The following is a 25,513-nucleotide window of genomic DNA, read 5'->3' as shown; positions in this document are numbered from 1 at the left end:
ACGCATCACGCCCCCGGAAGCCGCGAGGCTTCCGGGGGCGTGGCGCGTGACGCAGGGCCTTCAGCTGCGGGCGTCGCCCGGGCCCGTGGGGTCGGCGTGGGCCTTGCCGCCCTCTCGGGTGATGGCCTCGTCGGCGCCGTGGCCCTTGCCGTGGTTGTCGTAGTAGCCGGCGTCCTTGGCGCGCTGGTAGGACCGGCGGATCTCCGCCTCGGCCTCCTCGCGGCCCACCCAGTGCGCGCCCTCGACCGACTTGCCCGGCTCAAGGTCCTTGTACACCTCGAAGAAGTGCTGGATCTCCAGCCGGTGGAACTCCGAGACGTCGTCGATGTCGGTACGCCACGACGCGCGCTGGTCGGCGGCCGGCACGCACAGGACCTTGTCGTCACCGCCGGCCTCGTCGCGCATGCGGAACATGCCCAGGGCCCGGGCCCGGATGAGGCAGCCCGGGAAGGTCGGCTCCTCGAGGAGGACGAGGGCGTCCAGCGGGTCGCCGTCCTCGCCCAGGGTCATCTCGATGAAGCCGTAGTCGTCGGGGTAGCGCGTGGAGGTGAACAGCATGCGGTCGAGCCGGATCCGGCCCGTCTCGTGATCCACCTCGTACTTGTTGCGGTTCCCCTTGGGGATCTCGATCGTGACGTCGAACTCCACGGTTACCCTTCCTCCGCCCCTTCGCGCCGGTGCGAGCGCGAGGCACTGTGACGTGCACCCGATCGATCGGTGGCCGGGTGCTCCTGGGCATAGTGTGTCGCACGTCCGGGTGTTCGTGCTGTCGCGACCCCATTCACGAGACTGAGAAGCGGGGCTGCAGTGGCACGACGACGCGCGGTCGGCGTCGTCGCCGCCGTCTTGTTGCTGGGTGGGTACGGGGTCGCCGACGCCGCCGACGTCCTTCCGGGCGTGCTGACCACAAGCCCCGCCCCGGCCGCGCCCATGCCCTACCCGGACGTCCAGCTGCCCGGCGACCTCGTCGCCCCGGTGGTGGCCGGGCCGGACGCCGACGCCCCAGTCCCCACCACCGCGGCGCTGCGGGCCCTGGCCGAGGACGTCGCCGCCGACCACCGCATGGCCGGCTCCTTCTCCATGGTGGTGGCCGACGTCCTCACCGGTGAGACCCTCCTCGACCGGGACGGCGGCGCCGCCCGGCTCCCCGCCTCCTCCCTCAAGGTCCTCACCGCCGCTGCCGCCCTGGACGCCTTGGGGCCCGAGCGCACCCTGAAGACCGTCGTGGTGCCCGACGGCGCGGGCCGGGTGGTCCTGGTCGGCGCCGGGGACGTCCTGCTCGCCGAGGGGGAAGGCAACCCGGCCACCGTCGAGGGCCGCGCCGGCCTCGCGGACCTCGCCGCCCAGACGGCGGCCGCCCTCGCGGACCAGGGCGTCAGCGCCGTCGAGGTCGGGCTCGACGACACGCTGTTCACCGGCCCGCAGTACGCGGCCGACGTCTCGGGCATCGACCTGACCTTCGTCATGCCCGTCCAGCCGGTCGCCGTCCTCGCCGGCCGGGCCGGCAGCGGGTTCGTGGCCGACCCGGCCCTCGAGGCCGCCCAGGCGTTCGCCGCGGCGCTGACGTCGAGGGGTGTGGAGGTCACCGGGGTGCGCCGGACGCCCGCCCCGGCCGACGCCGAGCCGCTCGCGTCGGTCAGCTCCGCGCCGGTCGGCGAGGTCGTGCGCCAGATGCTCAAGGTCTCCGACAACTCGCTGGCGGAGGTGCTGGCCCGGCTCGTCGCCGTCGAGCGTGGCGCCCCGGCGGACTTCGCCGGTGCTACCGCGAGCGTCCTGGCTCAGCTCGGTGCGCTGGGGGTGGACGTCTCCGGCGTACACCTCACCGACGCCTCGGGGCTGAGCGCGCAGAACCGGGTGCCGCCGTCCGTCATCGTCGAGGTGCTGCTGACCGCGATGGACCCCGAGACGACGTCGCTGCACGGGCTGGTCCCCGCGCTGCCAGTCGGCGGGCTGGACGGCACCTTGGCAGGCCGGCTCACGGACGACGGTGCGGGTCGCGTGCGCGCCAAGACCGGCACCCTCATCCAGGCGATCAGCCTCTCCGGCACCGTGGTCACCGAGGACGGCCGGCTCCTGGCATTCGCCGTGCTCACTGACGGCATCCCGGCAGGGGCGGCACTGCAGGGCCGGCTCGCCACCGACGCTTGGGCCGAGCAGCTCGCCGCGTGCGGCTGCAGCTGAGCAGGCGTGTGCACCTGCAGAGCGGGTGTGCACCTGCAGAGCGGGTGCGCACCTGCTGAGCGGGCGCGCCGGCCCCGACTCGCCGCGCGGCTCCCGCTGAGGGAGCGTGCGGCCGGGACCGAGCGGATACGTTAGGCGCATGAGCAGCGCCGTCGACTGGCAGGTGGCCGTGCGCCGCGCCGGAGGTCTCGCCAGGCCCGGACCGCGCGGCTCGCGCGCCGAGCTGCGCGCCCTCATCCAAGTGCTTCACAGCGCCGCGGCGGAGGCACCGGGGCACGTCGCCCAGATCACCGGACTGCACGACGCCGCGGCCCGGGTCGCCGGCATCCCCATCTACGTGGTGGACCGGCCCCGGTGGGCCGAGGCCAACGTGGAGATGTTCGCCCACCTCACGGACGGGCTGCTGCCCACCTCGAAGCTGCCCGGCTCAGCCCGCCTGGCCGGCGAGGAGATGGGCGTGATGCTGGCGCTGCTCGCGGGGAAGGTGCTGGGTCAGTTCGACCCCTTCACGCCGCTCGGTGCGGGCGTTGGTGCCGGTGACAGCGCCGACCCCGACTGGACCAGTGCCGACTCCGAGCGGACCGGCGCCGACTCCGAGTGGAACGGGAGCGTCGGCCGGCTGCTGCTGGTCGCCCCCAACGTCCTCAAGGTCGAGCGGGAGCTGGACCTCGACGCGATGGACTTCCGCATGTGGGTCTGCCTCCACGAGCAGACGCACGCGGTCCAGTTCGCGGCGGCGCCCTGGCTGGCGGACCACCTCGCCACGCGGATGCGTGCGCTTGTCGAGGGGATCTCGGACACCGAGGACGGCGCGGACCGGCTCACCAGGGCGGTGGGGGCGGTCGTCGATACTCTGCGCTCGGTGCTGTCCGGCACGGCTGACGCGCCCTCCTACGACGTCGGCGGCCCGCTCGTCGAGGCGTTCCTGACCGCGGACGAGCGGTCGGCGATGGCCGAGGTGGTCGCCGTGATGAGCCTGCTCGAGGGTCACGCGGACGTGGTGATGGACGCCGTCGGCCCGGCCCGCCTGCCCTCTGTGCGCCGTATCCGCGCCTCTTTCGAGAAGCGCCGCGACGGGACCTCGCTGCCCGACGTCGCGCTGCGCCGGCTTCTCGGCATGGACGCGAAGGTCGCCCAGTACCGCAACGGGGCGGCGTTCGTGCACGGGGTCGTCAACCGGGTGGGGCACCGCGGACTCAACGCCGTGTGGGACGCCCCGGACCATCTGCCCTCCGCCGCCGAGGTCGCCGACCCCGAGGCCTGGGTGCGTCGCGTCCACGGCTGACGCGCGCCTGATGTCTGCCCCCCACCCCGCCGTCGCCGCGGCCCGCTCAGCGGTGCGCGCCGCCCTCGCGGACCTGCCGCCCGGCGCCCGGGTGCTCGTGGCGTGCTCTGGCGGGGCCGACTCGCTCGCGCTCGCGGCTGCCACCGCGTTCGTCGCGGCGCGGGCAGGCTGGCTGGCCGGGGCGGTCATCGTGGACCACCGGCTGCAGGAGAGCTCTGCGGCAGACGCCGCGCAGGCGGCCGAGCAGTGCGCCGACCTCGGCCTCGACCCCGTAGACGTGCGCGGCGTCGACGTCCCGGGCGGACGGAGCGGCCGCGGCGCCGGCGGCCCGGAGGCCGCCGCCCGCACCGCCCGCTACGACGCCCTGGCTGCGGCGGCCCGCGACGCGGGCGCTGCAGCGGTAGTTCTCGGGCACACCCTGGACGACCAGGCCGAGACGGTCCTCCTCGGCCTGGCGCGCGGCTCAGGTGCGCGCTCCCTCGCCGGCATGGCGCCGGTGAACGGGTTGTGGCGGCGCCCGCTGCTCGGGCTGCGCCGGGCCCAGACGGAGCAGGTGTGCCGAGTGCTGGGGCTGGAGTTCGTGACCGATCCGAGCAACAGGGCTGAGGGGCCCTGGCGTGCCGCGGACGGTACCGCCCTGCGCCGCGCGGCCGTCCGGGACCGGGTGCTCCCGGCGTTGACCGATGCCCTGGGCCCCGGTGTCGTGCCCGCGCTGGGGCGCACGGCCGCCCAGCTGCGGCGGGACGGTGAGCTGCTCGACACGCTCGCCGCCGATCTTCTCGCGGCGGCGCGGGCGGCCGCGGAGCGCGAACCTGATGCCGAGCGTGACCCTGAGGCAGCGCGTGACCCTGAGGCAGCGCGAGACCCGGAGGCGGAGCGCGGCCCAGAGGCGCGCCTCGGTGAGGAGCCCGCCGAGGCGGGACCGGCTGCGCCCGGCGGAGCGAGCGGCGCGACCGTCGTGCTCGAGGTGGCCGTCCTGGCCGCGGCGCACCCCGCGCTGCGCACCCGGGCCCTGCGCGGCGCGGCCCTGCAGGCCGGCGCCACCCCGGGCGCGCTGACCGCCGCGCACCTCGAGGCGCTCGACGCCGTCGTCGCCGGCTACCACGGGCAGGGTCCGGTGCAGCTTCCGGGCGGGGTGGTCGCGCACCGCCGGTGTGGCAGGCTGTCTCTGGACCCCCGCTGAGCCGTGGCTTCGCGGTGCCGGTCCCCGGGCCGAGCACACGCACGCACACGAAGGAGCGCAGGTGGACGCGCACGACATGGGCAAGGACCTCGAGAAGGTCCTCCTAACACAGGAGCAGATCGAGGACCGGCTCACCGAGATGGCCGCGCAGGTCGACGCCGACTACGCCGGCAAGGACCTGCTGCTCGTCGGGGTGCTGCGTGGGGCCGTCATGGTCATGGCCGACCTCTCCCGCCGCCTCCACCTCCCCGTCCAGATGGACTGGATGGCGGTCTCCTCCTACGGCTCCGGCACCAAGTCCTCCGGCGTGGTCCGCATCCTCAAGGACCTCGACACCGACCTGCACGGGCGCGACGTGCTCATCGTCGAGGACATCATCGACTCCGGGCTGACGCTGTCCTGGCTGCTGTCGAACCTGCGCTCCCGTGGGCCGGCGTCGGTGGAGATCGCCGCGCTGCTGCGCAAGCCCGAGGCGGCGAAGGTGCCGGTCGACGTGCGCTACGTCGGCTTCGACATCCCCACCGAGTTCGTCGTCGGCTACGGCCTCGACTACGCCGAGCGGTACCGCAACCTGCCCTTCGTGGGCACCCTCGCGCCGCACGTCTACGGCGGCTGAGCCAGCCGTCAACAGCGACCGACCGGCCGCCCGCGCGTCCACCGGCGCCCGGCGCGAACAGCGTGACCGGAACACCGGGCGTGGCGCGGCCGTTGTTGACAGTGCAAGCCCTGCGCGAACACGGCGCACGCGCCGAACCGTCGGCGAGGTTTGTCAGATACCTTCGGGGAAACCGTGCGATCAGGAGGGACCGGGCGAGCAGCCCTTGAGTCGATGAAACCGAAGACATTGCTGCGAGGCCCACTCGTCTGGATCCTCATCATGATCCTGCTCATCTCCGTGGGCTATTCGCTGCTGGGGCAGGGCGGCACCCAGCGCATCGACACCTCGCAGGGGCTTGAGCTCCTCGCCGGCAAGACGGTGGAGCAGGTCGAGATCACCGAGGGCACCCAGCGGGTGCGCATGACGCTCTCCGAGCCCTTCAAGGCGCCCGACGGCGAGGGCGGGACGGTCGACAAGGGCACCTCCGTCGAGTTCTTCTACGTCACTCCCCAGGGCGACGACGTCGTGCAGGCGGTCGAGAGCGCGGCACCGGAGAAGGGCTACAACTCCGTCGTCCCGCAGCAGTCCTGGCTGAGCTCGCTGCTGCTGTTCGTGCTGCCGATGGTCATCATCTTCGGCGTCTTCTGGTGGCTGCTGTCCCGCTCCGGCGGCGCGGCCGGCGGCATGATGAAATTCGGCAAGTCCAAGGCGAAGATGGTCAGCAAGGAGACCCCGCAGGTCACCTTCGACGACGTCGCCGGCGAGAACGAGGCCGTGGAGGAGCTCGAGGAGATCAAGGAGTTCCTCGCCGAGCCGGACAAGTTCCAGGCCGTGGGTGCCAAGATCCCCAAGGGCGTGCTGCTCTACGGCCCGCCCGGCACCGGCAAGACCCTGCTGGCCCGCGCCGTCGCCGGCGAGGCCGGCGTACCGTTCTTCTCCATCTCCGGCTCCGAGTTCGTCGAGATGTTCGTCGGTGTCGGTGCCTCGCGCGTGCGCGACCTGTTCGAGCAGGCCAAGGCCAACGCCCCGGCCATCATTTTCGTCGACGAGATCGACGCCGTCGGCCGCCACCGCGGCGCCGGCATGGGCGGCGGGCACGACGAGCGCGAGCAGACCCTCAACCAGCTCCTGGTCGAGATGGACGGCTTCGACGTCAAGACCAACGTCATCCTCATCGCCGCCACCAACCGCCCCGACGTGCTCGACCCCGCGCTGCTGCGCCCGGGCCGCTTCGACCGTCAGGTCTCCGTCGAGGCCCCCGACCTGCACGGGCGCCACGCCATCCTGCAGGTGCACGCCAAGGGCAAGCCCATGGCGCCGGGGGTGGACCTGCGCATGGTCGCCAAGCGCACGCCCGGGTTCACCGGTGCCGACCTGGCCAACGTGCTCAACGAGGCCGCGCTGCTCACCGCCCGCTCCAACGCCCAGCTCATCGACGACCGCGCGCTGGACGAGGCCATCGACCGGGTGATCGCCGGCCCGCAGAAGCGCACCCGGGTGATGAACGAGAAGGAGCTGAAGGTCACCGCCTACCACGAGGGCGGCCACGCCCTGGCGGCGACGGCCCTGCGCTACACCGACCCCGTCACGAAGGTGACGATCCTGCCCCGCGGGCGCGCGCTGGGCTACACGATGGTCATGCCCACGGAGGACCGGTACTCCACCTCCCGCAACGAGCTGCTCGACCAGCTCGCGTACGCGATGGGTGGCCGGGTGGCGGAGGAGATCGTCTTCCACGACCCCACCACCGGCGCCTCCAACGACATCGAGAAGGCCAGCGCGATCGCCCGCAAGATGGTCGTCGAGTACGGCATGAGCGAGCGGGTGGGAGCCATCAAGCTCGGTCAGACCCAGGGCGAGCCCTTCCTCGGCCGCGACTTCGGCCACCAGCGGGACTACTCCGAGGACGTCGCCCGGATCGTGGACGAGGAGGTGCGACGGCTCATCGAGGACGCGCACGACGAGGCCTGGGAGATCCTCACCCAGTACCGCCACGTCCTGGACGACCTCGTGCTGGAGCTGCTGGAGAAGGAGACGCTCAACGAGGCCGAGCTGGCCCGGATCTTCGCCCCCGTGGTCAAGCGCGAGGCGCGCGAGGTGTGGCTGTCCTCCGAGGAGCGCCAGGTCTCCGACATCCCGCCGGTGCTCACGGCCGCCGAGCGGTCGCGCGACGAGCACATGCTGCCCCAGGACCAGTCGGCCGCCGCGGGGGAGACCCCGCTCGACGGCGTCGGCCAGGTCCCCGGGGGTGGCCGGGTCGGCGGTCCTGTCGAGGGAATCTGAGTGGCCACCACGGGCGCCATCGCCGGCTCGGCAGCCACACCCGGTGACGCCGCGGCGAGCGACTCCGCGCCCCTGGCCGACGGCGGCCAGGCGGGCGGGCCCTTCGACCTCGACGGCGTCCGCCGCGCCGTGCGTGACCTGCTCGTCGCCGTCGGGGAGGACCCCGACCGGGACGGGCTCGTGGGCACCCCGGACCGCGTCGCCCGCGCCTACGCGGAGATGTTCGCCGGGCTCTCCGAGGACCCGGCCGACCACCTCGAGGCCGTGTTCGACATCGGGCACGAGGAGATGGTCATCGTGCGCGACATCCCCCTGTACTCCATGTGCGAGCACCACCTCCTGCCCTTCCACGGCGTCGCGCACGTCGGCTACATCCCCGCCGCGGACGGCCGGGTCACCGGGCTGAGCAAGCTGGCGCGCCTGGTCGAGGGATACGCCCGGCGCCCCCAGGTGCAGGAGCGGCTCACCTCCCAGGTGGCCGACGCCCTCGTGAGCCGGCTGGCGCCCCGGGGCGTCCTGGTGGTGGTGGAGGCCGAGCACCTGTGCATGTCCATGCGGGGCGTGCGCAAGCCGGGCGCGCGGACCCTCACCTCGGCCGTCCGCGGCCGGATGCGCAACACCGCCACCCGTGCCGAGGCCATGAGCCTGTTGCTCGGCCACCGCGGCTGACCACGCACGGCCGGGCTCGGCGGCTAACCTGAGCCGGTGAGCTCACCCGGAAGGCCCGCCATGCCCAGCCCGCTGCCGCAGGCCCTGCAGGTCGACCGCACGCTGGTCATGGGCATCGTCAACGTCACCCCGGACTCCTTCTCCGACGGCGGGCAGTGGTACGAGACCGACGTCGCCATCGCCCACGGCCGCCACCTGCTCACCCAGGGCGCGGACATCGTCGACGTCGGCGGGGAGTCCACCCGGCCCGGCGCCGCACCGGTCAGCGCCGCCGAGGAGCTCGCCCGGGTGCTGCCCGTGGTCGAGGCCCTCGCCCGGGAGGGTGCGGTGGTGAGCGTCGACACGACCAACTCCGCCACGGCCGAGGCGGTCGTGGACGCGGGCGCCGCCATCGTCAACGACGTCTCCGGCGGCCTGGCGGATCCGGCGATGGCACCGACGATGGCCCGCACCGGCGCGGTCTACGTGCTCGGTCACTGGCGCGGCAGCCCGGAGACGATGACCTCCCTCGCCGTGTACGACGACGTCGTCACCGAGGTGGGCACCGAGCTCACCGACCGGGTCTCCACGTTCCTCGAGGCGGGCGTGCGCCGCGAGCAGATCGTGCTCGACCCCGGCCTCGGCTTCGCGAAGGACGCCGAGCACAACTGGCGCCTGCTCTCCCACCTCGACGACCTCGCCGCCCTCGGCTACCCGCTGGTGGTCGGGGCCTCCCGCAAGCGGTTCCTCGCCGGCGTCGTCGCGCCCACGGTCGCGGACGAGCCGCTGGCCCGCGACCAGGCCACCGCCGCCGTCAGCGCCCTGAGCGCGGAGGCGGGCGCCTGGGCGGTGCGGGTCCACGAGGTGGCCGGCACCATCGACGCCGTCCGGGTGGCCGCGGCGTGGCGGTCCCACCGATGAGCGTGCCGGTGACGGGGCCGGACGGCGGCCTGCTCGACCAGATCCGGCTGCGCGGGCTGCGGGCCACGGGCCACCACGGCGTCCTCGCCCACGAGCGGGCGCAGGGGCAGGTCTTCGGTGCCGACGTCGTCATGCACCTCGACACCCGCGCCGCCGCCCGCGCCGACGACCTGGCCGCCACGGTGAGCTATGCGGAGGTGGCCGACGACGTCGTCGCGGTCCTCGCCGGCGACCCCGTGGACCTGGTGGAGACCCTCGCCGAGCGGATCGCCGCGGCCGTGCTGGGCTACCCGGCCGTGCAGGTGGTGGACGTGACCGTGCACAAGCCGCACGCCCCGCTGAGCGTGGAGTTCGACGACGTCGAGCTGCACATCCGACGAAGCCGGACGGCGCCCGCCGACCTGACGGGGGAGCGCCCGTGACCGAGCCCGGCCACCGCGACCTGCTCACCCGACCGCCCGGGACCCACGTGCCGTTCGTGCTCGCCCTCGGCGCCAACCTCGGCGAGCCGCTGACCACGCTCCGCCGCGCCGTCGCCGACCTGCGGACCGCACCGGGCGTGGGCTCCCTGCGGGTCTCCCCGCTGGCCCGGACGGCGCCCGTGCTGGCGCCCGGGCAGGCTCCGCAGCCCGACTACCTCAACGCCGTCGTGCTCGGCACCACGACGCTGGCGCCGCTGGCGCTGCTCGAGCTCGGCCGGCGGCTCGAGACCGCGTACCACCGCCGCCGCGCCGAGCGGTGGGGCGCGCGCACCCTGGACGTCGACGTCATCACGGTCGGCGACCTCGTGGTGGACGACCCGGAGCTGACCCTGCCGCATCCGCGCGCCCACCTGCGCGCGTTCGTGCTCGCGCCGTGGGCCCGGACCGACCCCGGCGCGGTGCTCCCCGGCCCGGACGGCGGGCCCGTCGCCGAGCTCGCCGCCCGGGCCGCCGACTGGGACTCCCTCCACTGGCTCGGCACCGACTGGCTCACCGGCGAGGTCCAGGGCACCGCCCCGGCCCGCCCCGCCGGGGGCCGCCCATGATGGGCCGCACCTCCTGGCAGCTCCTCCTCGCCCTGGCCGCCGGCGCGGGCCTGATCACCTACCTCGTGCTCTCCGGGCTCGACGGGCGCGGCCTGCTGCCCGTGCCGGTGCCCGCCCTGAGCGGGCTGGGCCCCGCCACGCTCGCCGCCGTGCTGCTCGCGCTGGGCCGCAACGTGCGCCGCATGATCAAGCGGCAGCCCACGTCGATGACACCGATCGGGGCGGCCCGCGTGGTGATGCTGGCCAAGGCCAGCGCGCTGGTCGGCGCCGCCCTGGTGGGCTACTTCGGCGCCCAGCTCCTCCTCACGCTGGACAACCTCGCCGCGCCGCTGCCCCGGGAGCAGGCGTGGGCGGCCGGGTTCGCGCTGGTGGCGTGCCTGGTGCTGGTCGGCGTCGCCCTGCTCGTGGAGTGGTGGTGCCGGGTGCCGCCGGAGGACGACGACCGCAAGACCGCCCGGCCGAGCGGCGCGCCCACCCCGGCGTAGCGTTCCGGACGGCCTCCGCCGGACGGAGGAGGCCATGACGGGGCCTTCCGACTGCGGGAGGATGGGGGGCGAGGCGCGGTCTGTCAGGATCGTACTGACCCCCGCCCCCGCGCGGGAGCCGACGACGTCGAGGAGAGCGAACCGATGACCACCATCCCAGCCGGGACGACCGCCGCCGGGACGGGCAGCACAGCGAGCCCCTTCGAGCCCCGGGACGTGGTGTTCAACCCCGTCTCGAACGGCCTGATCAAGGCGCGCCTCATCGTCACCGGCGTCTGGCTGGCACTGCCCCTGGTGGCCGGCGTCGTGCTGGGGGTGATCTTCGGCGGATGGGTGTGGGCGGCGCCAATCGTGGTCCTCGCGCTGGCGGCGTGGCTGTTCTGGCTCATCCCGCGGCAGGTCCGTGCCATGGGGTACGCCGAGTCCGCCGACGACCTGCTCATCCGCAAGGGCATCCTGTACCGGTCGCTGACCGTCGTGCCGTACGGGCGCATGCAGTTCGTGGACGTCAAGGCCGGCCCGCTGGACCGGGCCTGCGGCGTCGCGGAGGTGCAGCTGCACACCGCCTCCGCCCAGACCGACGCCAAGATCGAGGGCCTGCCCCCGGCGGAAGCGGCTCGCCTGCGTGACCGGCTGACCGCCCGCGGCGAGGCCCGGCTGGCGGGGCTGTGACCACGTCCGCCGGGCCGCTCTGGCGCCGCGTCCACAAGATCACACCGGTGCTCAACGCCTGGAAGGCCGTCGTGGCCGTCCTGGCCTTCCTCGCCTGGCAGGCCACCGACCAGATCGGCAACATGCCCTCGGAGGTGTGGGACACGGTCACGGCCTACCGCACACGCGCGTTCCTCGTCATCGTCGGGGTCCTCGTGGTCGTCGCGGCGGTCGCGACGGTGTACTCCATGCTCGCCTGGCGGCGGATGCGGTTCAGCGTCACGAGCGAGTCCATCGACCTGCACACCGGCATCCTCTTCCGGCAGGAGCGGCACGCGCGGCTGAACCGCGTCCAGGCCGTCGACGTCGTCCAGCCGCTCCTCGGCCGCCTCTTCGGGCTGGCCCAGGTACGGGTGGAGACCGCCGGCGGCGGCGACTCCAACGTCGTCATCGGCTTCCTCCGCGAGCCGGAGGCCCAGGAGCTGCGCAACGAGATCATGGCCCGCGCGGCCGGGATCGACGTCGCCCCCGCCGTCGTCCCGGCTTTCGGGCAGGCCGCCGACGGCGTCACGCCGGCGCCCGGCACCGCGCCGGCCGGACCGGGTCTCGCCGGCCCCGTCGGTGACGCGCCGGGAACACTCGGTGGCACCGAGGCAACGCCGACCGTGCCCGCCGCGGTCCGTCCGGTGGTTCCCGCCGCGCCCGAGCAGGAGATCCTGCAGGTGGCCCCCGGCACGCTGGTCGGCTCGCTGCTGCGCTCCGGCTCGATGATCTGCTTCGTCCTGGTGATGGCCGGGCTCGCGACCGCGGCCATCGTGACCAAGAACTTCGGCCCGGTCGCCGGGGCGCTGCCCGCCGTCCTCGGTTGGGGCGGGTACTTGTGGAGCCGGTTCACCGGCGAGTTCGGGTTCCGCGCCGCCGTCTCACCCGACGGTATCCGGCTGCGGCACGGGCTGCTCGAGACCCGCACGCAGACCCTGCCGCCCGGCCGGGTCCAGGCCGTGGTGCTGAAGCAGGGTGTGCTGTGGCGCCGTCGCGGCTGGTGGCGGGTCGAGGTGAACGTGGCCGGGTACGGCGAGCACACCCCCGGTGTCGGGCAAGCCGTGGAGACCGTCCTCCTGCCCGTCGGCGACCGTGGTGAGGCGCTCTCGGCGCTGTGGCTGGTGCTGCCGGACCTCGGGGTCGACGACCCCCAGGCGCTGCTCGACGCCGCCCTGGAGGGCACCGGTGAGCAGGCCGGCTTCCTGACCACTCCGGCACGGGCCCGCCGCCTCGACCCGCTGGTGTGGCGGCGCAACGGTCTGCGGATCACCCGGACGGCCCTGTTCGTCCGGAGCGGGCGGTTCGCCCGCCAGCTCGACGTGGTCCCGCACGAGCGCACCCAGTCCCTCGCGCTGACCCAGGGCCCCCTGGAGCGGCACTTCGGCCTGGCGGACCTGCACGCCCACTCCGTGTCCGGGCCGGTCACGCCCGTCGCCCGGCACCTCGACGCGCACCTGGCGTCCGGCCTGCTCATGGAGCAGGCGGAGCGGGCCCGCACGGCCCGGTCCCTCGCCGGCCCCGAGGAGTGGCTGCGCCAGGTGGACGCGGTGCACGCACCGGACGAGCTGAGCACGGCCGGCGGGCCCGGCGGTCCCGCCGCCGCCCGACCTGGGGTCGGCCCCCTGGGATGATGGGCGGGTGAGCAGCGCACCACTCGACCGTTCCCCGTCCACCCCTCGCCCCGGCCGTCTCGGCGTGGGCGTGATCGGCGCCGGGCGCGTGGGCGCAGTCCTGGCGAGCGCGCTGCGCGCCGTCGGCCACGCCGTCGTCGGGGCCACCGCCGTCTCGGAGGAGAGCCGCGACCGCGTCGAGGCCCTGCTGCCCGGGGTGCCCGTCCTCGAGGTCGACGAGGTCGTCGAGCGCGCCGAGCTGGTGCTGCTCACCGTCCCCGACGACGTCCTGCCGGGCCTGGTCAGCGGGCTTGCCGAGCTCGGCCGGTGGCAGCCGGGCCAGCTCCTGGTCCACGCCTCGGGCCGGTACGGCACCGAGGTGCTCGCACCGGCCCGAGCGGCCGGCGCCATCCCCCTCGCGATCCACCCGGCCATGACGTTCACCGGGACCAGCCTGGACCTCGGGAGGCTCACCGGGTGCCCGTTCGCCGTCACCGCCGCCGCGCCCGTCCTGCCCATCGCGCAGGCGCTCGTGGTGGAGATCGGTGGTGAGCCCGTGGTGCTCGACGAGTCCCACCGGGCCGTCTACCACGCCGCCCTCACCCACGGGGCCAACCATCTCGTCACCCTCGTCGCCCAGGCCGAGCGCGTGCTGGCCACGGCCGGGATCGAGAACCCCGGCATGCTGCTCACCCCGCTGCTCACCGCGGCCCTCGAAGGCGTGCTGCGTGGCGGCGAGCACGGCCTCACCGGACCCGTGGTCCGCGGCGACGTCGGCACCGTCCGGGCCCACCTGGCTGCCCTCGGTGCCCTCGACGTCGGCCACCTCGACGTGCTGGACGCGTACCGGCACCTCGCCCGGGCCACCACCCGCCGCGCCCTTGCCAACGGCCGCCTCAAGGAGCAAATGGCCGCCGAGCTGCTCGACGCGCTCGCCGAGCCGGGGCCCGACGGCGGAACCGACCTCAACGGCCCGCGCACCAGCACCCCGGCCGGCTTGGCCACCTCCGCCGGCGCGGCCCCCCTCGCCGGCATGGCCACCCCCGCCGGCGCGGCCACCGCAGCCCGCCCGGTACACACGGCGCCCACCCCGCTCGAGCCGGTCCTCACCCACACCGGTGAGGAGCTCGCCGCCGTCCTGGGCTCCCTGACCGGCACCCGGGCCCTCGTCATGACGATGGGCTCGCTGCACGAGGGGCATCTGTCGCTGGTCCGCGAGGCACAGGCCCGCGCGGACCACGTGGTGGTCTCGATCTACGTCAACCCGCTGCAGTTCGGGCCCGGGGAGGACTTCGAGGCCTACCCGCGTGATCTCGAGGCCGATCTCGCGCTGCTCGCCCGCGCGGGGGTCGACGTCGTCTTCGCACCCTCCGACGCCGAGATGTACCCGACCCGGCCGCTCGTGCGCATCGACCCCGGCCCGGTCGCGACCGTCCTCGAGGGGCGTACCCGGCCGGGCCACTTCGCCGGCGTCCTGCAGGTCGTGGCGAAGGTGCTCAACCTGGTCCGGCCGGACCTCACCGTCTTCGGTGAGAAGGACGCCCAGCAGCTCGCGCTGGTCCGCACCCTGGTGCGGGACCTGGACCTGGGTGTGGAGATCGTCGGCGTCCCGATCCGCCGCGAGGCCGACGGGCTGGCGATGTCCAGCCGCAACGCCTACCTCTCGCCCGGCGAGCGCGCGAGCGCCCTCGCCCTCGTCGGCGCCCTGCGGGCCGGGGCCGACGCCGCGGACCGCGGGAGTGAGGCCGTTCTCACGGCGGCCCGCGCGGTGCTGGAGGCCGCCGACGGCGTCGCGCTCGATTACGTTGCACTGGTCGACCCCAAGACGTTCCTGCCGCTGGACGACGGCGCACACACGGGCCCGGGCCTGCTGGCCGTCGCCGCCCGCGTGGGCAGCACCCGGCTGATCGACAACCTGACCGTCCAGCTAGGACCGAGGCACCCATGACCCCCTCTGCACCGCCGAGCTCCCTGGTGCGCCCCATGATGATCGGCAAGATCCACCGCGCCACGATCACCGAGGCGGACCTGCACTACGTCGGCTCGATCACCGTCGACGCCGACCTCCTCGATGCCGCCGACCTGCTGCCCGGCCAGCAGGTCGACGTCGTCGACGTCACCAACGGGGCCCGGCTCACCACGTACGTCATCCCTGGCCAGCGGGGCAGCGGCACGCTGTGCATCAACGGCGCCGCCGCGCACCTGGTCCACGCGGGCGACCTGGTCATCCTCATCGCCTACGGCATGCTCAGCGACGCCGACGCCCGCACCTACTCGCCGCGGGTGGTGTTCGTGGACGGCGCCAACCGCATCGTCGACGTCGGCGGCGAGCCCGGCGGCGTGCCGGAGACCGACGCCGGCGCCGCCCACCTCGAACCGAGCGGGATCACGGTCGCGGAGTACCGGGCGACGGCGTCGGCCGTATCCGGTGGCGCGGGCCGCACGGTCTAGCCAGGGGGCGCCGGCCGAGCCGGGTGGCGCGGTCTGAGCCGGGTCGCGCCGGCTGAGCCCGGCCACGGGTCTCAGCCCTGGTCGTCCTCGGTCGCGGCCGTGGCCCGCCGTCGGGACTTCCACAGGAACCACCCGCCGGCCCCCGCGCCGCCGATGACCCCGCCGACGCACGCGCCGCCCACCATGCTGCTCAGCAGCTCGCGGGTCTCGGGGTCCAACAGGTCCGGCTCCGGGACCGGGACGAGCCCGTGCCCGGTGCTGACCGTGAACAACATGGCGCCCAGCACGAGGAGCAGCGCGCCGAAGACGATCGCGATGTGGAGCGCCTTGGTGCGGGTGCCGGCCCGGGCGGCCAGCTCCGAGATGTCGACGCCGCGGCGGCTGGCGTACCAGCCGGTGGCCAACGCCGGGACGCCCATGAGCACGACGAGCACCACCGGCAGCAGCAGCTGGCCCAGTGCCGCCGCGACGACGGCGCCGAGCAGGTGGAGGTACGTGCCGATGGTGGTGCCGAAGGTGCTCGCCTCCATGAACACCGCCCGCTCGCGTTCGTCGCCGTAGGAGGCGTTGTCGAGGTCCATGAGGCGGTCGGCCGCCCTGCCGAGGTATGTCGCCTTGTCGGTCATTGCCTTGCCTCTTTCTCGCTGTCGTCGTCGGCCTCGATGAACAGGTCCTCCACAGGTGCCCCGAGTGCCCGGGCGATCCGTAGTGCCAGGTACACCGACGGCGCGTATCCGCCGGACTCGATCGAGATGACGGTCTGCCGGCTGATGTGGACGGCGGCGGCCAGCTCTGCCTGGGTAAGTCCGAGCTCCTTGCGCCGTGCCCGGACGGGCACCACCGGCCGGGTGCTCTCTCGTTGCGGGACCATGGCCAGAAGTTAACGATCCTTGACATCGGTGTCAAGGATCCTCGACATCGGTCCGTCAGTGTCGTGGCAGCGCACCTCACAGCCGCTCGGGGCGGGCCTGTCGGGCCCGGCGGCTACCCTTGTCCGGTGACCGAGCAGACCACCGAGCAGCCAGGCGGCCCCGCGGCGGGCGCCCACGAGGAGACCGACCACCTCCCTGAGCAGGTACGGGTGCGCAGCGAGAAGCGGCAACGGCTTCTCGACGCGGGGATCGACCCCTACCCGGTCGTCCTGCCCGTCACCACGACCATCGCCGCCGTCCGTGCCGCCCACGACGGTCTCGAGGCCGGGGAGGAGACCGACGTGCAGGTGGGCGTGGCCGGTCGCGTCATGTACCTGCGCAACACCGGCAAGCTGTGCTTCGTCACGCTGCAGGACGGCGAGGGCAACCGGCTCCAGGCCATGCTGTCCAAGGCCGCCGTCGGCGACGAGGCGCTCGCCGCGTTCAAGACCGACGTCGACCTCGGGGACCACCTGTTCGTCCACGGCCACATCGGCAAGTCCCGCCGCGGCGAGCTGAGCATCTTCGCCGACTCCTCGCGCCTGGCCGCCAAGGCGCTGCGCCCGCTGCCCAAGACGTACGAGAACGAGGCCGGTGAGGAGGTGGCGCTGTCCGAGGAAGGCCGGGTCCGCCGTCGGCACCTCGACCTGATCATGCGCCAGGGCGCCCGGGACATGGTGCGCACGCGGGCGGCGGTGGTGAAGTCGCTGCGCCAGGCCCTCGACGAGCGCGACTTCCTCGAGATCGAGACGCCGATGCTGCAGGTGCAGCCCGGTGGTGCGGCGGCGCGGCCGTTCGTCACCCACATGAACGCCTACGACGTCGACCTGTACATGCGCATCGCGCCGGAGCTCTTCCTCAAGCGCGCGGTGGTCGGCGGGGTGGAGCGGGTGTTCGAGATCAACCGAAACTTCCGCAATGAGGGCGCCGACTCCACCCACTCGCCCGAGTTCTCGATGCTCGAGGCGTACGAGGCGTACGGCTCCTACGACACCATGGCCGCGCTCACCCGCGACCTGATCCAGCGCGCCGCGCTGGACGCCTTCGGCTCCACCACCGTGACCCTGGACGACGGCACCGAGTACGAGCTCGGCGGCGAGTGGACGAACCTCAGCCTGTTCGACTCCCTCTCCGAGGCGCTCGGGGAGGAGATCTCGCCGGAGACGCCCGAGTCGGTCCTCACGGCCCACGCCGAGCGGCTCGACGTGGACTTGGCCCCGCACTTCACGCACGGCAAGACGGCGGAGGTGCTCTGGGAGCACCTCGTGGGGGACCACCTGTTCGCCCCGACTTTCGTGCGCGACTTCCCGGTCGACACCTCTCCGCTGACCCGCGCGCACCGCTCCAAGCCAGGCGTGGTGGAGAAGTGGGACCTCTACGTGCGTGGCTTCGAGCTGGCGACCGCCTACTCCGAGCTGGTCGACCCGGTGGTCCAGCGCGAGCGCTTCGCCACGCAGGCGCTCGCCGCCGCCGCGGGGGACGCCGAGGCCATGGTGCTCGACGAGGACTTCCTCGAGGCGATGGAGCAGGGCATGCCGCCGGCCGGTGGGATGGGCATGGGCATCGACCGGCTGCTGATGGCCCTGACCGGGCACGGCATCCGCGAGACGATCACGTTCCCGCTGGTCAAGCGCCGCTAGGCCACCCCCCGCCCACCCAACCCCCCGTGAGATGTCATCTTCTCAGCGAGATGTCATCGGCTCCGAGAGCAATCCCTGCCGAGGATCCAGCTGTTCGCAGCATCGCGATCGGAGTGACGCCCGCCGGGTCAGCCCGCGGCGGCCTCTTGCGGTTCGGCTGGTCCGGCCGGGTCGCCGGCGCCGCGCCGTCGGCGCCACAGCGGGACCGCGACGGCCGCGAGCACGGCCAGCACGGCCAGCCATGGCAGCAAGGTGCCGAGCACCACGAGCGCCGCGCTGGCGAACGAGACCAGCGCCTCCCACCCGGTGGTCAGGCCGCCGACGAAGCCGCCCGGCGCGAGGGTTGGCGAGCTCTCCGTGACCAGGTTGATGCGCAGCGTGGACATCGCCACCTGGTCGGCGAGCTGGGCCCGCTCGGACTTCAGCGACTCCAGGTCCGCCTGCCGCTGGCTCAGCGCGGACTCCGCCGCCACCAGCGCCTCACTGGTCTCCGCCTGGCCCATGATCCCGATCAGACGCTCCGTGGAGGCTTCCAGTGCGGTGATCCGGGCATCGAGGTCGCGGGTGGTGCGGGTGACGTCCTGCGAGGCGATCTGGAGGTCGCGGGACTCGCCCAGCGCCTCGAGGTCCTCGATCGTCGCGGTGAGCTCGGCCGCCGGGATGCGGACCACGAGAGAGGCTGAGGGCTCGACGTCGTCTGTGCCGGCCTGCTCGGACCGCTCGTCCACCCGGCCGCCGGACCCCTCGACGAGGCGGACCACGTCGTCGACCGCCGCGCGGGCGTCGTCGACCACGAGGAGCATCGAGCCGGTGGTGATGACGTCCCGGTCGGCGTCGCTGTCAGCCGCTGCGTCGCTCCCGGACTGGTCGCGGGCGGCCTCACCGCCGTCCTCCGCCGCGTCGAAGCCGCCGGCGGGTGCGGGCTCGGCCGCACTGCCGGCGCTCTGCTGATCGGCGCCGTTGCCGGTGCACCCGCCGAGTGCCAGCAGGACGAGCACCAGAACGGCGACCCAGCGCATCGGCCTCATGACCGCACCGTAGGGGCCCTGGTGTGACTGTGGGTGGTTCGTTGCGAAGTCGTGACGTGTTGGACCGGTCCCGCCTACCTCGGATGCCTGGGACAAGGCCGCCGCGCTCATGCACTCGCTGGGGCTCAACCGCCCCTTCGTCGACGGCAACAAGGGAGCCGGCTGGAACGCGGCGTGGACCGTCCTCGAGGTCAATGAGGTCGCCGTTCTTGATCCCGCGTTCGACGTCGACGATGCCGAGGACCTGGTGCTCGGCATCGCAGGCGGCGCCATCGACGACATCGCGATGATCGCGATGATCGCGACGATCGCGACGATCGCGACGATCGCGACGAGAATGCGCCGCTACGCGGTGCGATGATCGCCTCGGAGCCGCGCCACCGGTGCTCTCACGGCGCGACGAGCATGCTGGTGATCGCCCGCTCCGCCTCGTCCACGCGCACCTTCCGGGCGCCCTTGCGGGTGAGGTCCGCGACCATGGCCGGCTCGTTGCGGAAGTGGTTGAGCCCGCGCCGCAGCAGGGTCATCGGCGGCTTGCGAGCCTCACCGAGGTCGCGCATCAGCCGGAACCAGAACGTCTGCGCGCGCGGCCGCCACAGGCACAGGGCGTCGGCGAGGATGTCCTCCTCCCGGCACGCCTCGACGATCTCCGCGGCGAAGATGCCCTCGGCGATGAACACCGGGAAGCCGTCCAGGGACAGCTGGGTCGTGCCGGTCCGGCGGTTGGTGGGGATGTCGTAGACGGGCAGCTCGGCGTGCCCGGTGCTTGCGAGCTCGACGAGTGTGGCCACCGCGCCGGCCCGGTCCCACGACAGCGGGCTGTCCCAGTCGACGATGCCGTAGCGGCGTGGCAGGTCGGGGTGGTCGCCGTCGAGGTAGAAGTCGTCGAGGGCGACGACGGGCACACCCAGGCGGCGGGTCAGCGAGGTCTTGCCGGACCCGGACGGCCCGGTCAGCAGGACTACGCGTGCGGTGGGGCGCCGCGAGCCGGGCGGGAGGTCGAAGAGCCCGTCCTGGGCGGCGTCGCCGATCTCCGCGGCGTCCCGGCTCTGGGTCATGCCTCGTCCTCTCACCGTGGGCCCGACCGGCTCAGGCCCCGACCAGGATAGGTCGTGCGCCCCCATGCGCCGGGGCACCGGTCCGGGCGCCCGGCGTGCCGTTTGCCACGCCTGGGCACCACGCCCAACGCACCCGCGCGGGTCAGCCCGCGTAGGCGAGCACCGGCTTGCCGGGCACGTCCACCCGCAGCCGGAAGACGGCGCCGGCGGCCGGCTCGGGGTCCTCCAGCTTCTCGCGGGAGGTGGTGATGTACAGGTCCCGTCCGTCGCTCCCGCCCAGGGCGACGGCGGTGACCAGGCGCAGCGGGAGGTCCACCTCGGTGAGGATCTCGCCGTCGGGGGAGTAGCAGCGGACCTTGCCCACGCGGTTCATCGCCACCCACACGTTGCCGGCGCTGTCCACGCACAGCCCGTCCGGGCGGCCGCCGTCGCCGTGGTGGAACAGCCGCCGGTTGCTGAGCTCGCCGTCGATGACGTCGAAGACGTCGGTGCCGCCGGTCTGGGTGTCGTTGTAGTAGGCGCGCGTGCCGTCGGGGGAGAAGTCGATGCCGTTCGAGGTGGTCACGTGCGGGAGGACGACGGCGACCGCGCCGGCCGGGTCGATGCGGTAGAGCTTCGCCGCGCCCGGCATCTTCTCATAGGGCATCGAGCCGGCGTAGAGGTTGCCGGCAGGGTCGCAGCCGCCCTCGTTCAGGCGGATACCGGGGTCGGACCAGATCTCCGGCTGGGGGGTGGGGAGGTCGTCGGGCCCGTCGGCGAGGCCGAGGCCGCGCTCGAGGCCGACGACGTAGCCGCCGCCGGTGCGGGGCCGGACGAACGCGGCGACCGTGCCGACGTGCAGGCGGTCCACCGTGCCGTCGCCGCGCAGTGTGAGCAGGTCGCCGGCGAGCATGTCGACCCACCGCAGCCCGCCCCAGGTCTCGGACCACACCGGGCCCTCGCCGTGGTAGCACAGTGCGTCGGTGATCTGCTCGGGCGTGTCCATGGGGCTCAGTGTGCCGGGTCCGGGAGGGCCGCGCGACGCTGTGGTGCGGGTGGTACAGAGGGCCGGCCCACGGCGTGGTGCGGGTGGCACACAGGGCCGCCCACGGCGCGGCTCGAGCCAGGCCTTGCACGGCCAGGGCCCCCTGCGGGTGCAGGAGGCCCTGGTCGGATCGCGGTGACATCTCACGGAGAAGATGACATCTCGCGGGTGGGGCGGTGGGGGAGGGCTACTTCACGTCGTCGTCGACCCAGTCGAACGTGCGGGTGACGGCCTTCTTCCACAGCCGGTAGGTCCGCTCGCGCTCGGCGTCGTCCATCGACGGCGTCCACCGCTTGTCCTCGGCCCAGTTGTCGATGACGTCCTGCTCGCCCTGCCAGAAGCCGACGGCGATGCCGGCGGCGTAGGCCGCGCCCAGCGCCGTCGTCTCGGCCACCTTCGGGCGGACCACGTCCACGCCGAGGATGTCAGCCTGGAACTGCATGAGCGCCTCGTTGGTGATCATGCCGCCGTCGACCTTGAGCTCGGTCAGCTCGACACCGGAGTCGATCTTCATGGCCTCGTTGACCTCGCGGGTCTGGAAGGCCGTGGCCTCCAGCGCTGCCCGGGCGATGTGGCCCTTGTTGACGTACCGGGTCAGGCCGACCAGGGCACCGCGAGCGTCGGACTTCCAGTACGGCGCGAAGAGTCCGGAGAACGCCGGCACGAAGTACGCACCGCCGTTGTCGTCCACCGTCTTGGCCAGCTCCTCGATCTCGGGGGCGCTCTTGATGAGGCCGAGGTTGTCCCGCAGCCACTGCACGAGCGACCCGGTGACGGCGATGGAGCCTTCAAGGGCGTAGTGGGCGGGGGCGTCGCCGATCTTGTAGCACACGGTGGTCAGCAGGCCGCTCTTGGAGGCCACCGGCTCGGTGCCGGTGTTGAGCAGCATGAAGTTGCCCGTGCCGTAGGTGTTCTTGGCCATGCCGACCTCGAAGCACGCCTGTCCGAACGTGGCGGCCTGCTGGTCGCCGAGGATGCCGGCGATCGGGACGCCGGGGACGAAGCCGCCCTCGCGGCCCTTGCCGTAGACCTCGGAGGAGGAGCGGATCTCGGGCAGCATGGACATCGGGATGCCCATGTCCTTGGCGATGTCCTCGTCCCAGCTCAGCGTGGCCAGGTCCATGAGCATGGTGCGCGAGGCGTTGGTGACGTCGGTCGCGTGCACCCCGCCGTCGGGCCCGCCGGTCATGTTCCACAGCACCCAGGAGTCGGTGTTCCCGAAGAGCAGGTCGCCGGCCTCGGCCTTGGCGCGGGCGCCGTCGACGTTGTCCAGGACCCACTTGATCTTCGGCCCGGAGAAGTACGTCGCCAGCGGCAGACCGACCTTCGCCTTGTACTTGTCCTGCCCCTCGGAGCCGCCGAGCTCGTCGACGATCTTCGCGGTGCGGGTGTCCTGCCAGACGATGGCGTTGTAGATCGGCTCGCCGGTGGTCTTGTCCCACACGACCGTGGTCTCGCGCTGGTTGGTGATGCCGACGGCGGCGATGTCTCGGTACGTCAGGTTCGCGCGGGTCAGCGCCAGCCCGACGACCTCGCGCACGTTCGTCCAGATCTCCGCCGGGTCGTGCTCGACCCAGCCGGCCTGGGGGAAGATCTGCTCGTGCTCCTTCTGCCCCGTCTGGACGATCTGGCCGGCGTGGTCGAAGACGATCGCGCGGGAGCTCGTGGTGCCCTGGTCGATCGCGAGGACGTATTTCTGGTCAGCCATGGTGTTCCTTTCACGTCAGTGTGAATCGGGGCGCCGACGGCGCAGACCCGGTGGAGGGGTGGCCGGCACGCCCGTCCCGGCGGGCGTACCGGCCACGAGGGCTTACAGGACGGCGGCGGCCATCAGGCCGGCAAGCACGCCACCGACGATGGGGCCGAGGATCGGGACCCAGGAGTACCCCCAGTCGCTGGAGCCCTTGCCCCGGATGGGCAGGACGGCGTGGGCGATGCGCGGGCCGAGGTCACGCGCGGGGTTGATCGCGTACCCGGTGGGGCCACCGAGGCTCAGGCCGATGCCGACCACCAGGAGGGCGACGGCGAGCGGGCCGATCTCCGTGGGCGTGGGGCCGAACATGAGGATGACGAAGACCAGGACGAAGGTGCCGATGACCTCGGTGATGAAGTTCCAGCCGTAGCTGCGGATCGCCGGGCCGGTGGAGAAGACTGCGAGCTTGGTGCCCGGGTCGGCGTCCTCCTGGAAGTGCTGCCTGTGGGCGGCCCAGGCGAGGATCGCGCCGAGGAACGCGCCGACGAGCTCACCGGCGATGTAGACGACGGCGTTGGAGAAGTTGGCCGGGATGGCGGCGTAGTCGTCGTTGCCCGCGAAGAAGTCGCTCCCGTTGGCCCACAGGCCGAGGGTCACGGCCGGGTTGAGGTGCGCGCCCGTGCGGAAGGCGACGTACACACCGGCGAAGACGGCAAGTCCCCACCCGAACGTGATGACGATCCAGCCGCTGTTGAACCCCTTCGTCCGAGGCAGGACCACGTTGGCCACCACGCCGCAACCCAGCAGGGTCAGCATGGCGGTGCCCATGACCTCCGAGAAGAAGATGTCCATCATTGATGCTTCCAAGGTGCACTCACTTTCTGGCGTCGTCGTCGAGCCAGTTCGTGCGCCGTCGCCGGCGCGTGGGTGGACGTCCGGGCCGGGTGTCCGGGTACCGGACATGATGCTCGCCGCGGGACGATTCGTCTGGGGTTTTGCCCAGAGTGTTGCGTGTCGTTGCTGCGATGGCTCGGGGCTAGTAGGGGCGGGGATCGGCCGGACGGCTGCCGGGGCGGCCGTCCGGGTGGGTTGTGGTCAGTGCGAGCCGAGCGGGACGAGCGGGCGCAGGTCCGGCACCCGCTGTCGCACCTCCTCCGCGGCGGCGTCGTTGCTCTCCTCCTCGGCGGCGCGCACGGCGGCGGACCGCTGCCGGTAGGACTCCACCTCGGCGTCGCGCGTCGCGTCGTCCCAGCCCAGCAGCGGGGCGGCGATCGCGGCGACCTCCGCGGCGGCGGAGGCACCCCGGTCGCGCAGCTCGTAGTCGAGGCGGACACGGCGGGTGAGGATGTCCTCGACGTGCAGGGCACCCTCGTGGGTGACGGCGAACGCGACCTCGGCACCCACGTAGGCGGGGGCGTGCTCGAGCGGGCTACCCAGCGCGGGGTCGGCGTCGATCATCTCCAGCAGCAGCGCGATCTCCGAGCCGTACCGGTTCAGGAGGTGCTCCACCCGCTCGGCGGTCCACCCGCGCTCGCGGGCGATCCGGCCCCGACGGCGCACGGTGGCCTTGTACCCCTCGGCACCTACCAGCGGGGTGACGGCGGTGACGGAGGGGACCGTCTTGGCGCGTGCCTCACCGAGCGCGAAGTCGACGGCGTCCTCGGCCATGACCCGGTAGGTGGTCAGCTTCCCGCCGGCGATGACGATGAGCCCGGGTGCGGCCTCGGTGACCGTGTGCTCACGGGAGACCTTGGTGGACTTCGACTCGTCGGCGCCCTTGGTGCCCGGCTGGAGCAGCGGGCGCAGCCCCGCGTAGGTGCCGATGATGTCCTCGCGGGTCAGCGGCCTGGCCAGGACGGCGTTGGCGTGCTCGAGGATGTAGTCGATGTCCGCGCTGGTGGCCACCGGGTGCTGGCGGGCCTCGTGCCAGGCGGTGTCGGTGGTGCCGATCACCCAGTACCGGTCCCACGGGATGATGAACAGCACCGACTTCTCGGTGCGCAGGAACAGCCCTGTGCCGCCCTGGATGCGGTCCTTGGGGACCACGATGTGCACGCCCTTGGAGGCCAGCACCTGCAGCCCGCCCTCGCTGCCGCCGAGCGCCTCGGTGTCCTCGGTCCACACCCCGGTGGCGGCGATGACCTGCCGGGCCTTGATGTGGCGCGACTCGCCGGTCTCCAGGTCCGTGACCTGGGCGCCGGTGACGCGCCCGGTGGGGTCCTTGGTCAGGTCGGTCACCTGGGTGCGGGAGGCCGCCAGGGCGCCGTGGCCGACGGCGGTGCGCACCAGGTCGATCACGAGCCGGGCGTCGTCGACCCGGGCGTCGTAGAAGCGGATGGCCCCGATGAGGTAGTCGTCCTTGATGTCGGGAAAGAGACCCTTGGCGCCCTTCTTGGTGTAGTGCCGCTGGACGGGGACTCCTGCGTGCCCGCGTGAGCCCAGCAGGGCCAGCGCGTCGTACATGCCCACGCCGACCGCGCTGTAGGCGCGCTCGATCACGGGCGTCTTCAGGGGCCACAGGAACGGCTGGGCCTTGACCAGGTGCGGGGCGGTGGTGCCCAGGAGCCGGCCACGCTCGGTGAGGGCCTCCAGGACGAGCTTGAAGTCGAGCTGGTAGAGGTAGCGCAGGCCGCCGTGGACGAGCTTGCTCGACCACTGCGACGTGCCGCCGGCCCAGTCCTGCGCCTCCACGATGCCGGTGCGCAGCCCCCGGGTGGCCGCGTCGAGGGCGATGCCGGCGCCGGTCACGCCGCCGCCGACGACGAGGACGTCCAGGCCCTCGGCGTCGCTCATC

At 73.2% G+C, this 25,513-nt stretch carries 25 protein-coding genes and 1 pseudogene; 17 read left to right on the top strand and 9 right to left on the bottom strand.

The features are described from left to right. Positions 1-60: 60 nt before the first annotated feature. The gene (locus tag FE374_RS16545; RefSeq protein WP_456319081.1) at positions 61-648 is read right to left on the bottom strand and encodes an inorganic diphosphatase; all 588 of its coding nucleotides are present in this window, start codon (positions 646-648) and stop codon (positions 61-63) included. A gap of 159 nt (positions 649-807) precedes the next feature. On the opposite strand from FE374_RS16545, the gene dacB reads away from it, so the two are divergent. The 15 genes and pseudogenes from dacB (at position 808) to panD (ending at position 15,365) form a co-directional block, all read left to right on the top strand. Next, a complete protein-coding gene (gene dacB / locus FE374_RS16540; protein ID WP_139930316.1) occupies positions 808-2,181 on the top strand; it encodes a D-alanyl-D-alanine carboxypeptidase/D-alanyl-D-alanine endopeptidase in 1,374 nt (457 codons plus the stop codon). Positions 2,182-2,320: 139 nt separating this feature from the next. Beyond that, complete coding sequence (locus FE374_RS16535) at positions 2,321-3,466, top strand: zinc-dependent metalloprotease (protein WP_139930314.1); 1,146 nt, start codon at positions 2,321-2,323, stop codon at positions 3,464-3,466. 10 nt (positions 3,467-3,476) lie between these two features. After that, positions 3,477-4,649, top strand: coding sequence for a tRNA lysidine(34) synthetase TilS (gene tilS / locus FE374_RS16530; RefSeq protein WP_139930311.1), 1,173 nt, complete (start codon positions 3,477-3,479; stop codon positions 4,647-4,649). Between the two features lie 61 nt (positions 4,650-4,710). After that, positions 4,711-5,265 (top strand): hypoxanthine phosphoribosyltransferase, encoded by a 555-nt coding sequence (gene hpt / locus FE374_RS16525; protein ID WP_139930309.1) that lies wholly within the window; start codon positions 4,711-4,713, stop codon positions 5,263-5,265. A 213-nt stretch (positions 5,266-5,478) separates the two neighbouring features. Next, complete coding sequence (gene ftsH / locus FE374_RS16520; protein ID WP_139930307.1) at positions 5,479-7,530, top strand: ATP-dependent zinc metalloprotease FtsH; 2,052 nt, start codon at positions 5,479-5,481, stop codon at positions 7,528-7,530. Positions 7,531-7,602: 72 nt separating this feature from the next. After that, entirely contained in the window at positions 7,603-8,199 is a 597-nt protein-coding gene (gene folE / locus FE374_RS16515; protein WP_139931658.1) for a GTP cyclohydrolase I FolE, read from the top strand. A gap of 60 nt (positions 8,200-8,259) precedes the next feature. Further along, positions 8,260-9,099, top strand: a complete 840-nt coding sequence (gene folP / locus FE374_RS16510; protein ID WP_139931657.1) for a dihydropteroate synthase — start codon at positions 8,260-8,262, stop codon at positions 9,097-9,099. After that, positions 9,096-9,521 carry a dihydroneopterin aldolase gene (gene folB, locus FE374_RS16505; protein WP_139930305.1) on the top strand — a complete coding sequence of 142 codons (426 nt, stop codon included), beginning with the start codon at positions 9,096-9,098 and terminating at the stop codon, positions 9,519-9,521. Before folP ends, folB begins: the two co-directional genes overlap by 4 nt. After that, entirely contained in the window at positions 9,518-10,126 is a 609-nt protein-coding gene (folK, locus tag FE374_RS16500; RefSeq protein WP_139930303.1) for a 2-amino-4-hydroxy-6-hydroxymethyldihydropteridine diphosphokinase, read from the top strand. The genes folB and folK overlap by 4 nt, the downstream gene beginning before the upstream one ends. After that, positions 10,123-10,611, top strand: coding sequence for a DUF3180 domain-containing protein (locus FE374_RS16495; protein WP_139930301.1), 489 nt, complete (start codon positions 10,123-10,125; stop codon positions 10,609-10,611). Before folK ends, FE374_RS16495 begins: the two co-directional genes overlap by 4 nt. A 144-nt stretch (positions 10,612-10,755) precedes the next feature. Beyond that, positions 10,756-11,283, top strand: coding sequence for a PH domain-containing protein (locus FE374_RS16490; protein ID WP_139930299.1), 528 nt, complete (start codon positions 10,756-10,758; stop codon positions 11,281-11,283). Beyond that, positions 11,280-12,935: a PH domain-containing protein gene (locus tag FE374_RS16485; RefSeq protein WP_139930297.1), complete on the top strand. Its 1,656-nt coding sequence runs from the start codon at positions 11,280-11,282 to the stop codon at positions 12,933-12,935. The genes FE374_RS16490 and FE374_RS16485 overlap by 4 nt, the downstream gene beginning before the upstream one ends. A 7-nt stretch (positions 12,936-12,942) precedes the next feature. Beyond that, positions 12,943-13,863: pseudogene (locus tag FE374_RS16480) on the top strand (Rossmann-like and DUF2520 domain-containing protein); the annotation flags it as partial. An 84-nt stretch (positions 13,864-13,947) separates the two neighbouring features. Next, positions 13,948-14,862 (top strand): pantoate--beta-alanine ligase, encoded by a 915-nt coding sequence (gene panC / locus FE374_RS16475; RefSeq protein ID WP_139931656.1) that lies wholly within the window; start codon positions 13,948-13,950, stop codon positions 14,860-14,862. Next, on the top strand, positions 14,859-15,365 hold the full coding sequence (gene panD, locus FE374_RS16470; RefSeq protein WP_230978352.1) for an aspartate 1-decarboxylase: 507 nt from the start codon (positions 14,859-14,861) through the stop codon (positions 15,363-15,365). The genes panC and panD overlap by 4 nt, the downstream gene beginning before the upstream one ends. A gap of 71 nt (positions 15,366-15,436) precedes the next feature. Here the strand turns inward: panD and FE374_RS16465 are convergent, their stop codons facing one another. Both FE374_RS16465 and FE374_RS16460 read right to left on the bottom strand, forming a co-directional pair. Continuing rightward, positions 15,437-15,991, bottom strand: a complete 555-nt coding sequence (locus tag FE374_RS16465) for a hypothetical protein (RefSeq protein WP_139930295.1) — start codon at positions 15,989-15,991, stop codon at positions 15,437-15,439. Then, the gene (locus tag FE374_RS16460) at positions 15,988-16,236 is read right to left on the bottom strand and encodes a helix-turn-helix transcriptional regulator (protein WP_139930294.1); all 249 of its coding nucleotides are present in this window, start codon (positions 16,234-16,236) and stop codon (positions 15,988-15,990) included. The genes FE374_RS16465 and FE374_RS16460 overlap by 4 nt, the downstream gene beginning before the upstream one ends. Before the next feature lie 126 nt (positions 16,237-16,362). Between FE374_RS16460 and lysS the strand changes: the two genes are divergently transcribed. Beyond that, positions 16,363-17,916, top strand: coding sequence for a lysine--tRNA ligase (lysS, locus tag FE374_RS16455; protein ID WP_139930291.1), 1,554 nt, complete (start codon positions 16,363-16,365; stop codon positions 17,914-17,916). 128 nt (positions 17,917-18,044) lie between these two features. Here lysS and FE374_RS16450 read toward each other — a convergent pair whose 3' ends face one another. Next, positions 18,045-18,944, bottom strand: a complete 900-nt coding sequence (locus FE374_RS16450) for a DUF4349 domain-containing protein (RefSeq protein ID WP_168205725.1) — start codon at positions 18,942-18,944, stop codon at positions 18,045-18,047. 109 nt (positions 18,945-19,053) lie between these two features. Between FE374_RS16450 and FE374_RS19290 the strand changes: the two genes are divergently transcribed. Beyond that, complete coding sequence (locus tag FE374_RS19290; protein WP_168205724.1) at positions 19,054-19,305, top strand: hypothetical protein; 252 nt, start codon at positions 19,054-19,056, stop codon at positions 19,303-19,305. Positions 19,306-19,333: 28 nt separating this feature from the next. On the opposite strand, the gene FE374_RS16445 is transcribed toward FE374_RS19290, so the two are convergent. The 5 genes from FE374_RS16445 to FE374_RS16425 form a co-directional block, all read right to left on the bottom strand. Further along, entirely contained in the window at positions 19,334-20,002 is a 669-nt protein-coding gene (locus tag FE374_RS16445; RefSeq protein ID WP_139930287.1) for a uridine kinase family protein, read from the bottom strand. 142 nt (positions 20,003-20,144) lie between these two features. Further along, a complete protein-coding gene (locus tag FE374_RS16440) occupies positions 20,145-20,987 on the bottom strand; it encodes an SMP-30/gluconolactonase/LRE family protein (RefSeq protein ID WP_139930285.1) in 843 nt (280 codons plus the stop codon). A gap of 226 nt (positions 20,988-21,213) precedes the next feature. Continuing rightward, positions 21,214-22,734 (bottom strand): glycerol kinase GlpK, encoded by a 1,521-nt coding sequence (gene glpK, locus FE374_RS16435; protein ID WP_139930282.1) that lies wholly within the window; start codon positions 22,732-22,734, stop codon positions 21,214-21,216. Between the two features lie 102 nt (positions 22,735-22,836). Then, a complete protein-coding gene (locus tag FE374_RS16430; protein WP_139931654.1) occupies positions 22,837-23,574 on the bottom strand; it encodes an MIP/aquaporin family protein in 738 nt (245 codons plus the stop codon). 240 nt (positions 23,575-23,814) lie between these two features. Beyond that, positions 23,815-25,512 carry a glycerol-3-phosphate dehydrogenase/oxidase gene (locus tag FE374_RS16425; RefSeq protein ID WP_230978594.1) on the bottom strand — a complete coding sequence of 566 codons (1,698 nt, stop codon included), beginning with the start codon at positions 25,510-25,512 and terminating at the stop codon, positions 23,815-23,817. Position 25,513 lies beyond the last annotated feature (1 nt).

Origin of the sequence: Georgenia yuyongxinii (assembly GCF_006352065.1) — a bacterium.
Classification (GTDB): domain Bacteria; phylum Actinomycetota; class Actinomycetes; order Actinomycetales; family Actinomycetaceae; genus Georgenia; species Georgenia yuyongxinii.
The sequence above is the reverse complement of the archived record's forward strand: the minus strand, read 5'-3'. Positions and strand labels throughout refer to the sequence as shown.

Coding starts and splice junctions, on each gene's coding strand:
- panC (WP_139931656.1), top strand. CDS start 13,948: ATGGCCACCCCCGCCGGCGCGGCCACCGCAGCCCGCCCGGTACACACG.
- ftsH (WP_139930307.1), top strand. CDS start 5,479: ATGAAACCGAAGACATTGCTGCGAGGCCCACTCGTCTGGATCCTCATC.
- FE374_RS16460 (WP_139930294.1), bottom strand. CDS start 16,236: ATGGTCCCGCAACGAGAGAGCACCCGGCCGGTGGTGCCCGTCCGGGCA.
- FE374_RS16495 (WP_139930301.1), top strand. CDS start 10,123: ATGATGGGCCGCACCTCCTGGCAGCTCCTCCTCGCCCTGGCCGCCGGC.
- FE374_RS16465 (WP_139930295.1), bottom strand. CDS start 15,991: ATGACCGACAAGGCGACATACCTCGGCAGGGCGGCCGACCGCCTCATG.
- FE374_RS16490 (WP_139930299.1), top strand. CDS start 10,756: ATGACCACCATCCCAGCCGGGACGACCGCCGCCGGGACGGGCAGCACA.
- FE374_RS16425 (WP_230978594.1), bottom strand. CDS start 25,512: ATGAGCGACGCCGAGGGCCTGGACGTCCTCGTCGTCGGCGGCGGCGTG.
- folP (WP_139931657.1), top strand. CDS start 8,260: ATGCCCAGCCCGCTGCCGCAGGCCCTGCAGGTCGACCGCACGCTGGTC.
- FE374_RS16430 (WP_139931654.1), bottom strand. CDS start 23,574: ATGATGGACATCTTCTTCTCGGAGGTCATGGGCACCGCCATGCTGACC.
- panD (WP_230978352.1), top strand. CDS start 14,859: ATGACCCCCTCTGCACCGCCGAGCTCCCTGGTGCGCCCCATGATGATC.
- FE374_RS19290 (WP_168205724.1), top strand. CDS start 19,054: ATGCACTCGCTGGGGCTCAACCGCCCCTTCGTCGACGGCAACAAGGGA.
- FE374_RS16450 (WP_168205725.1), bottom strand. CDS start 18,944: ATGAGGCCGATGCGCTGGGTCGCCGTTCTGGTGCTCGTCCTGCTGGCA.
- tilS (WP_139930311.1), top strand. CDS start 3,477: ATGTCTGCCCCCCACCCCGCCGTCGCCGCGGCCCGCTCAGCGGTGCGC.
- FE374_RS16440 (WP_139930285.1), bottom strand. CDS start 20,987: ATGGACACGCCCGAGCAGATCACCGACGCACTGTGCTACCACGGCGAG.
- FE374_RS16535 (WP_139930314.1), top strand. CDS start 2,321: ATGAGCAGCGCCGTCGACTGGCAGGTGGCCGTGCGCCGCGCCGGAGGT.
- FE374_RS16445 (WP_139930287.1), bottom strand. CDS start 20,002: ATGACCCAGAGCCGGGACGCCGCGGAGATCGGCGACGCCGCCCAGGAC.
- glpK (WP_139930282.1), bottom strand. CDS start 22,734: ATGGCTGACCAGAAATACGTCCTCGCGATCGACCAGGGCACCACGAGC.
- folB (WP_139930305.1), top strand. CDS start 9,096: ATGAGCGTGCCGGTGACGGGGCCGGACGGCGGCCTGCTCGACCAGATC.